Raw genomic sequence first — 12,894 nt, 5'->3', positions numbered from 1 at the left:
CTTCTAGTAATTGCGCTTGTATTATGTTTTTGATATAAATCTTCTAAAATCACTGTAAAATGGCGGGTTCTGTCCTTTAAAACCTTCTTGAAAATTTCCTTTCTTTCATCAGTAACAATATTCTCTAAATACTGAATTAATTTTTTGGTATCCATAGCAATCTATTTCTTAATTATTTCTGCAATAGATGCATATAAATGACCTTGGGTCATGATCCCTCCTTTTTCAATCAATCCAAAAATCTCTTCGTTTCTCTCTTTGGAATAATCTTTATGTGCATAAAAATATTCCAAACTAGCATCACCCGCATTTTTACTCAACCAATCTATTCCTGTTTTTTTCAAAAAATCTACATTCGCTTTCGTAGTTTTCACCATGATTCTCTCTATTAAGGTATCCTGACATCTAAATAAATTGATACTACTCTTTGAATAATGTTCAACATACTCCGTTTTGGCCAATACATCATCCCAAACCAAATCGCTAAAAATATTCAATTCTTCTTCAGCCATTTCCGGCTTGTCTTTTTTTATAGATTGCCACTCTTTGACATCAATCTTTTGAGAAGCCAAAAAACGAGCAAACTCTTCATGTAACTCTTCAAACTGCTCTTTCGTTAATTGTCTATATTTCATAATATTCTTTTCTAATCTATTTATTCTGTATCTGTTTCAAGTATTCCTGTACTCCATGTTCTGGACTGGTAAAAACCTTTTTAGAGAAATCTTTTAAATAATCTATAGCTCCTCCCATTGAAGCTTGTGCCAAAAATACAACATCAACTTTATCTTGATATTTTACTATTGTAGCTGCAATTGACCTAGCATAATTCTCAAAATCATCAGATTCATAATACTGCCATGCAGAAGAACAATCTATCGGAGTTATAGCTATTTTTTCTCCAATATTATCGGCTTGTTTCAATAATAATTTTTCACTGACTAGCTGTGTAGAAGTCGCGGTAAAAGCCAACCCAATAGTATCATATTCACCCACCAAATAAGCCGCAATAGGTAAATCTATTCTATGAATCGATTCATTAGTATCACATGCTGCTCCATAAGTAGAACAAGTGCAAATAATCAAATTGGGTTTCAATTTTTTTATTTTTTTAACTTCTAACATAAAACTATCAGTATCTGTTTTACCCGTTTGTAAAGCAGAGGTCAAAAGATCAGAATTTACAAAATGTTTTATCTCAACATCATTATTATATTTTCTAACCAGTTTTTCAAATTTTGGAATATGAATGTCCGAAGTATGTAAAAATGCTATCATTATTTTTCTCTTAACTGCAAATATCCGTCATCTGATTCATCCTGACAAATAAGCTACTTTTTTTTACAAAAAAAATCCACCTACTCAAAGAGCGGTGGATTTTACAATGTGTGTAATAAAAATTACTCAGCAACGATTTCAAAAGAGATCTCAGAAACAACTGATCTATGCAATCTTATAGATGCATTGTATTTTCCAGTTCTTTTGATCAATCCACCAGTAACTTTGATGAATTTTTTCTCAATTTCAACACCTGCTTTTGCAATTGCTTCAGCAACGTCTATGTTAGAAACAGAACCAAATAATTTAGTTCCTTCACCAACCTTAGCAGTAATTTTAATTTCTAATCCTTTGATTGCTTCTGCTACTTTAGTAGCCTCTTCAACAACTTTAGCTTCTTTAAAAGCACGTTGTTTCAAGTTTTCAGCTAATACTTTTTTAGCAGATCCTGTTGCTAAAACCGCTTGTCCTTGAGGAATTAAGAAGTTTCTTCCGTATCCGTTTTTCACAGCTACGATATCATCTTTAAATCCTAAGTTTTCTACGTCTTGTTTTAATATAACTTCCATGTCGTATCTACTTTATTATTTTAATAAATCTCCAACATAAGGCATTAATGCCAAGTGACGAGCTCTTTTGATTGCTACAGACACTTTACGTTGGTACTTTAAAGATGTTCCTGTTAAACGACGAGGTAAAATTTTACCTTGCTCATTTACTAAATACATTAAATAATCTGCATCTTTAAAATCAATGTACTTAATTCCATTTTTCTTAAACCTACAGTATTTAGATTCTTTTTTAGTATCGATATCTAACGGAGTAAGGTATCTTACATCACCTTGTTTACCTCCTTTTGCTTGTTGATCAATTGACGCCATAATTCTTATTTTTTAGCAGATTTAACACGTTCTCTTCTTTTCTCAGCCCAAGCAGCAGCATGTTTATCTAACTTTACAGTTAAATAACGCATAACGCTATCATCTCTTCTGAACTCTAATTCAAATGCAGCTAGGTTAGCTCCTTCTAAATTAAACTCAAATAAGTGATAAAAACCACTTTTTTTCTTTTGGATTGGGTAAGCTAATTTCTTAAGCCCCCAGTCTTCTTTGTGAATCATCTTGGCACCTTTAGAAACAAGATAGTCCTCAAACTTCTGTACTGTTTCCTTTACCTGAACATCAGATAAAACGGGATTCAAAATGAAAACAGTTTCGTAATGATTCATAATATTAATTTTAAAATTATTTTTAAGGCTGCAAATATAGAATTTATTTCTGAATAAAACACTCTAAAAACTCTATTTTTACAGCAAAGACAATCCGTTGTAAAACAGCAATATTATCAGATATCGAACAAAAAAAATCGTTCCTTTAAAAAAGGAACGATTCTAAAAATTATAATTATAAAAAGATTTACTCTTTCTATTACTATTTTAGTTATCTGAATTTACAGGAACATCCTTGATATCGGTGTTTCCATATGTAAATCCACCAACACCATTCCAGCTATCATCAATATCCATGAATGCTGTAAAATCTTGTAAATAACTTCCAATTGCTGGAGGTGGTACAGAAACAACATACTGTCCTTTAAGGTTTACAATTTTTGTTACTTTTCCATACCCTGTATATCTGATATTTCCAGTTACATGTACTTGGATTGGTTTTGCATCTATTGCTTGCGTAATTTCTACTACTCCTGAAACTGTATTCGTTGCAGCTATTACCACTAATGAAAAATGAGCAATTGGTGCTCCAGGCAATCCAACATTTCCTATAGTTCCTTTTGTTAAATAAGCAGATGCAATGTTTGTTTGTGATTCAGTTACTGTACTCATAGCGTTTGATTTTATAATTTAATTGTTCCTACTCTATTTATCTTGGTTTTTCGGATTCCACCAATTTATTAGAAATATTTGTAGCTACACAAGAAGTTACCTTCTCTATTTCTACTTCTAAATTACACCACTAATTTCTCTAAGTTTTAATTAATTCCTTGAACGCTTTTTTTTTGAGATTAAGTGTTTTTAAAATCGGTATAAAAACAGTCATATAATTATCTCACTTTTTATGGTCAGTTTTATCGGATGCGCTATTTTTGAAACAAATTATATCTTATGCATCCAATTGTCAATCGATTTTTAAAATACATACAAATAGATACCCAATCTGATCCAAACAATCCCGCATTCCCGAGCACGGAAAAACAATGGGATTTGGCACATGTTTTAGTTGAGGAATTAAAAGCCATTGGAATGCAAGATGTTACTTTGGATGAAAATTGCTACATCATGGCAACTCTACCAAGTAACATTGATAAAAAGGTACCGACAATTGGTTTTGTGGCACATATTGATACAAGTCCTGATTTCTCCGGAACCAACGTAAATCCGCAAATACACGAGAACTACGATGGAAAAGACATCGTATTAAACAAAGAAAAAAAAATCATTCTTTCGCCTGATTATTTTGAAGACCTTTTATTATATAAAGGACAAACCTTAATTACTACGGATGGAACAACTCTGTTGGGAGCTGATGACAAAGCAGGAGTTACAGAAATAGTTTCTGCCATGGAACATCTTATCAAAAACCCACAAATCAAACACGGAAATATCAGAATTTGTTTTACTCCCGACGAAGAAGTTGGAAAAGGAGCTCACTTATTTGATGTAGAAAAATTTGGAGCAGAATGGGCCTATACCATGGATGGAAGTGAAGTTGGAGAACTCGAATATGAAAATTTTAATGCCGCAGGGGCTGAAGTAAGTATCCAAGGAAAAAGTGTGCATCCAGGTTATGCCAAAGATAAAATGGTAAATTCAATTCTTATTGGAAATGAGTTTGCTTCTTTATTGCCTAAAAATGAAGTTCCAGAAAAAACTACAGGATATGAAGGTTTTTTCCATTTACATACCTTTTCCGGAGATATTGAAAAAACTGTTTTGGAATATATTATTCGTGATCATGATTTTGACTTATTTCAAGAACGTAAAAAAGTAGTTGAGCAAGCTGCAGATACAATCAATAAAAAGTACAATTCAACTATTGTTTCCGTTGAAATTAACGATCAATATTTCAATATGAAGGAAAAAATAGAGCCTGTGATGCATATCGTGGATATTGCAAAAGAAGCAATGGAACAAGCACAAATCAAACCCTTGATCAAGGCTATCAGAGGTGGGACGGATGGTTCCCAACTGTCATACAAAGGGCTACCCTGCCCAAATATTTTTGCTGGTGGACATAATTTTCATGGTAAATATGAATATGTACCCGTAGAATCTATGATAAAGGCAACAGAAGTCATTGTAAACATTGCTCAAATTGTTGCTAGAACATAAGACACATAAAGCAAACAACGGTTCCACAAAAAAAAACAATTCAACTAACTGAATATCAAAAACACAAGATGTTTAATTTTAAACAATCTGTATTATTTTGATAAAATCATTTAAAAAGGCTCACTATTTTAAAGAATAGTTGAATCTTTGCAACAGAATAAAAATACAATTAAAATGAACAATCAAATCCTTTTATCTTTAGTAGAGAAATATGGAGCTCCGCTTTATGTTTACGATGCCAACAAAATTGAATCACAGTACAACCGCATGATGAATGCATTTTCTGGGGTAAAGAATGTGAAGCTAAACTATGCGATAAAATCGAATACAAACATCAATGTTTTAAAAGTATTGAATCGTTTGAACTCAGGAACAGATTGTGTTTCTATACAAGAGGTAAAACTTTGTATTCATGCAGGGTTTGATATTAAAAACATCTCATATACGCCGAATGGAGTTTCGTATAATGAAATTATAGAAGCAAAAAACCTTGGTGTAAAAATCACTTTGGATAACTTATACAGTCTTGAAAAATTTGGAACCGATTTCCCTGATTACCCTGTGGCGATTCGTATGAATCCACATGTTATGGCAGGAGGTAATGCTAAAATTTCTGTTGGGCATATTGATTCTAAGTTTGGTATTTCAGTATCTCAAATTGAAGCTATTTTAGAAGTTGTAAATAAAACTGGAATGACAATCAACGGTGTACATATGCACACTGGATCTGATATTTCTAATCTAGAAGCCTTTGTAGAAGCTACAGAAATTTTACTTGGAATTGCTAGACAATTTAAAACAATAGAATTTGTTGACCTTGGAAGTGGATTTAAAGTTCCTTACAAGCCTGGAGACAATGAAACTAATTTAGCAAAACTTGGTGTATTATTAGGGGATAGTTTTAACAACTTCTGCAAAGAATATGGAAAAGAATTGACATTGATTTTTGAACCAGGAAAATTCTTGGTTAGTGAGTCTGGAAAATTCTTAGCTACTGTAAACGTTATCAAAGAAACGCCAAACATTACGTTTGCAGGTATTGATAGTGGTTTGAATCATTTGATACGTCCTATGATGTATGATGCCTACCAACATATCACAAATATTTCAAACCCAAATGCTGAAGAACAAGAATATTCTGTGGTTGGATATATTTGCGAAACAGATACTTTTGGAGCTAAAAGAAGTTTAGGGACTGTTTCTGAAGGTGATGTTTTATGTATCCACAATGCAGGAGCTTACTGTTTCTCTATGGCTTCTAATTACAATTCTAGATTTAGACCTGCTGAAGTAATGGTTTATAACGGTCAGGATTATTTAATTAGAGAGAGAGAAACGATGGATGACATTCTAAGAAATCAGATAGAAGTAAACTTCTAATCGAATATATCTCAAAAAAAAAGGCGCTATTTTCATAGCGCCTTTTTTATTTTTTGTATCCTGTTAATTATGCTCAATAAAGTGCATCAATACCTGTTTGTTTTTCATCAACTCAATTTCCTTATCTGAGCTTCCGTTACTTCTTTGCACGGCAGCATCAAAAATATGACTCACATACAAAGGAGATTGAATGCTATAATTTTTAAAACTTGGAGCAGTATGACAAGAAAAACAATTTGCCAAAGTACTCACATTTACACTATCCAAACTTGATTGAAAAGTTTGGGTAAAAGTCTCCATGGTAGCATTTGCACAGTTCGTTGATCCTCTCAAGAGTCCGAGTTCACCTTTTCCCTTTGGTTCTGCTGATCCTATATGATTCCCTAATGAAACAATCATTCTTCCTTGCTCTTCTGCTGTTTTATAATCTTCTGTATTTAACCAAACGGCTCCATTACAATAATAATTCTTAAATACATCCTTCAAATTATTCGACACACAAGTATTGATATCCTTGATATTATTTAAGTTGTTTGGCTCACTTTGAGAAGTTACCATAAAGGAACCATCTTTATTTACCGGTACACCATACTCAAATAACTCATATGCTTCATATGGAGTTGGAGTTTTTCCATTATTAGGAAATAAAATTCCCTCTATACCACTTGTACTTCCTTTTTTAAACAATAACTTTTCCTCAGAAGCGGTTGCTTTATTATTAGGAAAATCATAGGCAACTGTCATGTCTTTCTTTTGAAAGGTTGCCCAAACAAATTCTGGATGATTTTCTACCACACCTACAACATGCATCCCCAACATAGCAGCATCTCTAACCTTAAAAGTCTTTCCACCGTCTCTACTAATAGCTGCTTTTGTTACAAAATAATTAGCAACTTCTCCATCTGGAAGCGCTGCAATATCAATCCAAGAAACTTTTAACTCTAAAGAACCTACCGGGAACCCTTTGTAATTCACAACAGAATCTAAAACACCTGTTTCCATTTGGTAAATAAAATCCTTAGCCGCTTGCTGCATTATTGGACTCGTATGTAATGAATACAAAACTTCATATGAAGTCTTTTCTAAACCATAATCAGGATTGCTTTGCAAAACTTGATTGGAACAAGCTTGTTCATTATAGATCAAATGTACATTTGCACCTCCTCTTGTTTTTATTTCTCTCATGGCATCATCAATAGCTATTATTTTATCCTCTACTAAAAACAAAGGCAATGTATCTAAAATAGTCAAGGGTTTTAACTTGCCATCATCAATAATATTTAAGGTTCTTGATACTTGAACTGGCTTTGTCAACCATAAAAACTTTTGCCAAGACCATTTATAGAAATCTAAATTGGTTACGGTTTTACCATTTGCAAAAGGACTGTCTTTTCCTTCTTTCGGATTTGTAGTCTGACTGTGTGGAAACCAGCTTGGTTCGGCAAGACAGCTCTTTTCGCTCTCTACCTCATTATATAATTTCTGTTTTTCTTTTTTGGAACATGATGCTACCATTAAAAAGATGCAAACAGCTGCAAACCCGGAGTAAATTTTAACTTTCATTTTATTCATTATAATTTTTATTCTTTAACACCCAAAGATATCTCGCCAAATCACCTGTACTCATTTTAATCCATATTTGTACATTTTTAGGTTATAACCGTAGCTAAACCTAGAATAAGAAGAATCTTAAATATCCCCAATATTCTCAATCATTTTCAAGGATTCTTTAGCTCTAAAAAATGGATTCACTCAAAAAAATAAACATCCTGTTTTTTTTCTCTATTCAAAGTGGCTTTTTAATAGATTTCTGTATATTTGCAGCATGATTTTTTCAAAGAAAAATACATATACTACATACATTCCTAATTCATTAGGAACTATTTCTATGTTTACAACTGGAAATACAACAACCCTTTGGGGTTAATCCACTATACATATCAAACAAATCCTATGTCTAAAAAGTTAGACTTAACCTGTAGCATGGGTAAAAAAAAAGAGGAAGTAAAATTGTTTTATTTTCTACAAAAACACAAAGAAACTACAAATACTCTCGTTTGAAATGAGAGATAAAAAATAAAAAATGAAAGTTTTAAAATTCGGAGGAACTTCGGTAGCAAATGCAGAAAACATATCGAAGGTAATCAACATCCTAAAAGAAAGTGCTCAAAAAGAAAAATTAGTAGTCGTAGTATCTGCTCTTGGAGGAACCACTGATACTTTATTGGAAGCTGGAGACCTTGCTAAGAATGGAGATAGTGCTTTTACAGCTAGCTTTGAAGCTATTGAAAATAGACATATCGAAGCCGTACGCTCTTTGATTCCAATTGATAAACAATCTGGTGTTCTTGGAGGTTTGAAAAAAATCTTAAATGAATTGCAAAGCACTTTGGAAGGTGTCTCTTTATTGAAAGAATTCTCAGACAAAACGCATGACAAAATTGTAAGTTTTGGAGAAAGACTTTCTTCTTTTATTGTTGTAAACGCCTTAAAAGCAAAAGTAGAAAATGTAGACATCAAAGATAGTAGAGAGTTAATCCTTACGAATGATGACTTTACACAAGCGATCGTTGATATTGATACTACTTCAAAAAACATCGTGGCATTCTTTAAAGAAAATACGTCACAAATTATTGTGATGCCTGGTTTTGTTGCTGCAAACAAAGATGGTGAAACAACAACTTTAGGTAGAGGTGGATCAGATTATACTGCTGCTATTTTGGCTTCAGCTTTAGATGCTTCTATCTTAGAAATATGGACTGATGTGAGTGGTATGTATACTGCTAATCCAAAATTAGTAAAAGGAGCGTATCCTATTGCTACTATTTCTTATCAAGAAGCGATGGAATTATCTCATTTTGGAGCGAAAGTATTGTATCCTCCAACGGTACAACCTGTTCTTAAAAAAGAAATCCCAATGGTCATCAAAAATACTTTTGATGCTGATGCTGCAGGAACTTATATTTCTAAAAACAATAACGAAAGTAAAACTTTGATCAAAGGAATCAGCCATATCAATGAAGTAAGTTTAATTACTTTAGAAGGTAATGGAATGATTGGAATTCCAGGTTTTTCTAAGCGTTTGTTTGAGACTTTATCTCAAGAAAAAATAAATGTAACCCTTATCACACAGGCCTCTTCTGAACATTCAATTTGTATTGGAATCAATGATGCTGATGCTGAGAAAGCAAAGCAAATTATTGATGAAGCCTTTGCTTATGAAATTGCTTTGGGTAAGGTAGAACCTCTACAAGTAGAAAGTGGATTGGCTATAGTTGCCTTAGTGGGGGACAATATGAAAAATCACCAAGGAATAAGCGGAACTATGTTCAGCACTCTTGGTAAAAACAATGTAAATATTAGAGCTATAGCACAAGGTGCTTCTGAAAAGAATATATCAACAGTGATTGCAAGTAAAAACATAAAAAAAGCATTAAACTCTCTACATAACGAGTTTTTTGAAAACCAAGTTAAAAACTTAAACTTGTTTGTAGTTGGAGTTGGAAATGTTGGTGGTAAATTGATTGAGCAAATTGAAGCTCAAGAACAATACCTATTAGAAAAATTACAATTAAAGGTAAATGTAATTGCATTATCAAACTCTAAAAAAATGCTTTTTAAAGAAGAAGGAATCGATCTTTCTGATTGGAAAAACAATTTGATAGAAAACGGAGAAGCTTTGGACTTGAATCAATTTCACGCAAATGTGATGGAATTAAATTTAGCCAATAGTATTTTTGTAGATAACACTGCAAATTATGATATTGCTCAATTATATGCTGGTTATTTAAAAGAAAGTATTGCTGTTGTAACTTGTAATAAAATTGCAGCATCCTCTGACTATGAGATTTATGCTGAATTGAAATCTTTATCTCAAGAATACAATGCTCCTTACCTATTTGAAACAAACGTGGGTGCAGGATTGCCTATCATCAATACCTTGAACAACTTAGTTCAATCTGGTGATAGAATTAATAAAATTCAAGCAGTAGCTTCTGGATCATTGAACTTTATTTTCAACTCTTTTGTCGGAGATGGAGATTTTGCTACAATTGTTGATGAAGCTGGTGCCCTAGGATTTACAGAACCAGATCCTAGAATTGATTTAAGTGGTGTTGATGTTGCTCGTAAAATTCTAATTTTGGCCAGAGAAAGTGGTACAAAGATGAATTTAGAAGATATTGAAAATATTTCTTTTTTGCCTAAAGCTAGTTTAGATGCAGATTCTATTGAAGACTTTAAGAATACTTTGATTTCAGAAAAAGCGCACTTTGAAGCAATCAAAGAAAAAGCAGCTGCGAATAATGCTGAATTAAAATATGTTGCTGAATTTGTAGACGGAAAAGCTAATGTATCGTTGCAAGAGGTTGACAGCAAACACCCATTCTCTAACCTTCAAGGAAGTGATAATATTGTATTATTCTTTACAGAAAGATACCCTGAATATCCATTAATTGTAAAAGGTGCTGGTGCAGGTGCAGATGTTACCGCTTCTGGTATTTTTGCAGATATCATTAGAATAGGAAGAGGATAATTACTGTTAATAAATTATGAGTGTTGAGTTTTTAGTTCAGTTAATTTAAAAACTAAGGATTCAAAACTAAAAACTTATAAAATGGAAGAAATAAAATTATTCTGTACTGCTACCATCGCTAATGTATCTTGTGGTTTTGATGTATTAGGACTAGCCTTAGACAATGTTGGTGATGAAATGATCATTAGAAAAGTGGCTAAAAAAGGAGTGACGATTACCAAAATTGTCGGTCAAGATTTACCCTTAGCAACGCATAAAAATGTTGCTGGTGTAGCTGCTTTGGCTTTATTGTCAAAAGTAGATACGGAGTTTGGTTTTGAAATTGAAATCTATAAAAACATCAAACCAGGAAGTGGTATCGGATCTAGCGCTGCAAGTAGTGCTGGTGCTGTTTTCGGAATCAATGAATTGTTGGGAAAACCATTTTCTAATCACGATTTGATTGAATTTGCTATGCAAGGAGAACGCTTAGCAAGTGGTGTTGCTCATGCAGACAACGTGGCTCCTGCCCTTTTAGGTGGATTCACTTTGGTAAAAAGCACAGAGCCACTAGAGGTTTTAACAATCCACACTCCCTCTGAACTATACGCAACCGTAATACATCCTCAAATTGAGGTTAAGACTTCCGATGCACGTGAAATTTTAAGAGGATCGGTTCCCTTAAAAACAGCCATCAAGCAATGGGGAAATGTTGGAGCTTTGATCAGCGGATTGTATACTGAGGATTATGGTCTTATTGGTAGATCCTTACAAGATCATATTGTAGAACCTATTCGTTCTATTTTGATTCCTGCCTTTGACGCAGTAAAAGAGGACAGTATCAAAGCGGGTGCTTTAGGAGCAGGAATTTCTGGTTCTGGACCTTCTATTTACGCATTAAGTCAGGGTAAAGAAATTGCAGAAAAAGTGGCAGAATCGATGAAAAACGTGTATGAAAAAGTTGGTATCGACTATGATGTTCATATTTCGAAAATAAATACAGAAGGAATAAAAATTATTAAATAATACCCTTCGACTAGCTCAGGGTACACTAAGATATAAAAACACAAAATGAACTATTTCAGTTTAAACAAAAAAGCTCCTAATACAACCTTTGAAGAAGCGGTTGTAAAAGGATTGGCGCCAGATAAAGGATTGTACTTTCCTGAAAGTATCACTCCATTATCAAAAGAATTCATTGAGAATATTGAAAACTACAGCAATAATGAAATTGCTTTTGAAGCTATCAAACAATTTGTTGGTGATGAAATTCCTGAAAATGAATTAAAAAGAATTATTGAGGAAACTTTATGTTTTGATTTCCCTGTCGTTCCAGTTGATGAAAATATTTCGTCGCTAGAATTATACCACGGTCCTACTATGGCTTTTAAAGATGTAGGGGCTCGTTTTATGGCGCGTTGTTTGGGGTATTTTAATTCACAAGCTGAAACACAAGAAGATGTAACTGTATTGGTTGCAACCTCGGGAGATACCGGAGGGGCTGTTGCTAGTGGATTCCTTGGTGTTAAAGGTGTAGATGTTGTTATTTTATACCCAAGCGGTAAAGTATCAGACATCCAGGAAAAACAATTGACAACATTGGGTCAAAACATCAAAGCTCTAGAAGTATCGGGTACTTTTGATGATTGTCAAGCAATGGTTAAAAAAGCATTTTTGGATTCTGATCTTACAGATCATATGAAATTAACTTCAGCAAACTCGATTAATATTGCTCGTTGGTTACCTCAAATGTTCTATTTCTTTTTTGCATACAAACAATTAAAGGACAAATCAAAAAAATTAGTATTTTCTGTTCCTAGTGGTAACTATGGAAATATCTGCGCCGGAATGATGGCTCAAAAATTAGGTTTACCTATTGAACATTTCATTACTGGTACAAATGCAAATAAGGTAGTTCCTACTTATTTGGAAACAGGTACTTACGAACCAAAACCATCTATTCAAACGATTTCTAATGCAATGGATGTAGGTGCGCCAAGTAACTTTATACGTATTGAAGAAATTCACAACAATGACCTTGAAGCTCTGCGTAAAAACTTATCTGGATTTAGTTATTCTGATGAAGAAACTACTGTTGCTTTAGGACACTTGTTAAAAGCTTGTAATTACGTTGCTGAACCCCATGGAGCCATTGGTTATTTAGCATTGAAAAACTATTTAAAAACAAATAGTGATGTACAAGGTATCTTTCTTGAAACGGCACATCCTGTGAAGTTTTTAGATGTTTTATATCCTGGAGTTGCTGAGAACATTGAAATTCCTCCTCAGATTCAGGCAGTGATAAACCTTACTAAAGAAGCATCTCAAATTAAAGAATATGATGAACTTAAGTCTTTCTTAAAAGCTTAAGAAAGCT

At 33.2% G+C, this 12,894-nt stretch carries 12 protein-coding genes; 5 read left to right on the top strand and 7 right to left on the bottom strand.

The genetic code is table 11. The features are described 5' to 3' along the window. Positions 1-161 precede the first annotated feature (161 nt). From P8H68_RS01270 to P8H68_RS01245, 6 genes are all read right to left on the bottom strand, one after another. Entirely contained in the window at positions 162-635 is a 474-nt protein-coding gene (locus P8H68_RS01270) for a DUF6495 family protein (RefSeq protein ID WP_300320606.1), read from the bottom strand. Between the two features lie 16 nt (positions 636-651). Continuing rightward, the gene (locus P8H68_RS01265) at positions 652-1,278 is read right to left on the bottom strand and encodes a hypothetical protein (RefSeq protein ID WP_300320603.1); all 627 of its coding nucleotides are present in this window, start codon (positions 1,276-1,278) and stop codon (positions 652-654) included. Between the two features lie 122 nt (positions 1,279-1,400). Further along, on the bottom strand, positions 1,401-1,847 hold the full coding sequence (rplI, locus tag P8H68_RS01260) for a 50S ribosomal protein L9 (RefSeq protein WP_300320601.1): 447 nt from the start codon (positions 1,845-1,847) through the stop codon (positions 1,401-1,403). A gap of 15 nt (positions 1,848-1,862) precedes the next feature. Then, positions 1,863-2,159, bottom strand: coding sequence for a 30S ribosomal protein S18 (rpsR, locus tag P8H68_RS01255; RefSeq protein ID WP_300320598.1), 297 nt, complete (start codon positions 2,157-2,159; stop codon positions 1,863-1,865). Between the two features lie 5 nt (positions 2,160-2,164). Then, a complete protein-coding gene (rpsF, locus tag P8H68_RS01250) occupies positions 2,165-2,506 on the bottom strand; it encodes a 30S ribosomal protein S6 (RefSeq protein ID WP_152287384.1) in 342 nt (113 codons plus the stop codon). 207 nt (positions 2,507-2,713) lie between these two features. Continuing rightward, on the bottom strand, positions 2,714-3,118 hold the full coding sequence (locus tag P8H68_RS01245) for a DUF1842 domain-containing protein (protein ID WP_300320594.1): 405 nt from the start codon (positions 3,116-3,118) through the stop codon (positions 2,714-2,716). A gap of 279 nt (positions 3,119-3,397) precedes the next feature. Between P8H68_RS01245 and pepT the strand changes: the two genes are divergently transcribed. Both pepT and lysA read left to right on the top strand, forming a co-directional pair. Further along, positions 3,398-4,624, top strand: a complete 1,227-nt coding sequence (gene pepT / locus P8H68_RS01240) for a peptidase T (protein ID WP_300320592.1) — start codon at positions 3,398-3,400, stop codon at positions 4,622-4,624. A 147-nt stretch (positions 4,625-4,771) separates the two neighbouring features. Continuing rightward, positions 4,772-6,004 (top strand): diaminopimelate decarboxylase, encoded by a 1,233-nt coding sequence (gene lysA / locus P8H68_RS01235; RefSeq protein WP_300320590.1) that lies wholly within the window; start codon positions 4,772-4,774, stop codon positions 6,002-6,004. Between the two features lie 63 nt (positions 6,005-6,067). Here the strand turns inward: lysA and P8H68_RS01230 are convergent, their stop codons facing one another. Beyond that, positions 6,068-7,567 carry a hypothetical protein gene (locus P8H68_RS01230; protein WP_300320587.1) on the bottom strand — a complete coding sequence of 500 codons (1,500 nt, stop codon included), beginning with the start codon at positions 7,565-7,567 and terminating at the stop codon, positions 6,068-6,070. 520 nt (positions 7,568-8,087) lie between these two features. Here P8H68_RS01230 and thrA point away from each other — a divergent pair. The 3 genes from thrA (at position 8,088) to thrC (ending at position 12,887) form a co-directional block, all read left to right on the top strand. After that, positions 8,088-10,538 carry a bifunctional aspartate kinase/homoserine dehydrogenase I gene (thrA, locus tag P8H68_RS01225; RefSeq protein ID WP_300320584.1) on the top strand — a complete coding sequence of 817 codons (2,451 nt, stop codon included), beginning with the start codon at positions 8,088-8,090 and terminating at the stop codon, positions 10,536-10,538. 81 nt (positions 10,539-10,619) lie between these two features. After that, positions 10,620-11,543 (top strand): homoserine kinase, encoded by a 924-nt coding sequence (locus tag P8H68_RS01220; protein ID WP_300320581.1) that lies wholly within the window; start codon positions 10,620-10,622, stop codon positions 11,541-11,543. 45 nt (positions 11,544-11,588) lie between these two features. Next, positions 11,589-12,887 (top strand): threonine synthase, encoded by a 1,299-nt coding sequence (gene thrC / locus P8H68_RS01215; RefSeq protein ID WP_300320579.1) that lies wholly within the window; start codon positions 11,589-11,591, stop codon positions 12,885-12,887. Positions 12,888-12,894 lie beyond the last annotated feature (7 nt).

The organism is Flavicella sp. (genome assembly GCF_029238425.1).
GTDB lineage: Bacteria > Bacteroidota > Bacteroidia > Flavobacteriales > Flavobacteriaceae > Flavicella.
Note: the sequence above shows the minus strand (reverse complement) of the source record. Positions and strands in the feature narration are given on the sequence as shown.

Coding starts and splice junctions, on each gene's coding strand:
- P8H68_RS01230 (WP_300320587.1), bottom strand. CDS start 7,567: ATGAAAGTTAAAATTTACTCCGGGTTTGCAGCTGTTTGCATCTTTTTA.
- rpsF (WP_152287384.1), bottom strand. CDS start 2,506: ATGAATCATTACGAAACTGTTTTCATTTTGAATCCCGTTTTATCTGAT.
- P8H68_RS01220 (WP_300320581.1), top strand. CDS start 10,620: ATGGAAGAAATAAAATTATTCTGTACTGCTACCATCGCTAATGTATCT.
- thrC (WP_300320579.1), top strand. CDS start 11,589: ATGAACTATTTCAGTTTAAACAAAAAAGCTCCTAATACAACCTTTGAA.
- rplI (WP_300320601.1), bottom strand. CDS start 1,847: ATGGAAGTTATATTAAAACAAGACGTAGAAAACTTAGGATTTAAAGAT.
- thrA (WP_300320584.1), top strand. CDS start 8,088: ATGAAAGTTTTAAAATTCGGAGGAACTTCGGTAGCAAATGCAGAAAAC.
- P8H68_RS01270 (WP_300320606.1), bottom strand. CDS start 635: ATGAAATATAGACAATTAACGAAAGAGCAGTTTGAAGAGTTACATGAA.
- P8H68_RS01245 (WP_300320594.1), bottom strand. CDS start 3,118: ATGAGTACAGTAACTGAATCACAAACAAACATTGCATCTGCTTATTTA.
- rpsR (WP_300320598.1), bottom strand. CDS start 2,159: ATGGCGTCAATTGATCAACAAGCAAAAGGAGGTAAACAAGGTGATGTA.
- P8H68_RS01265 (WP_300320603.1), bottom strand. CDS start 1,278: ATGATAGCATTTTTACATACTTCGGACATTCATATTCCAAAATTTGAA.
- pepT (WP_300320592.1), top strand. CDS start 3,398: ATGCATCCAATTGTCAATCGATTTTTAAAATACATACAAATAGATACC.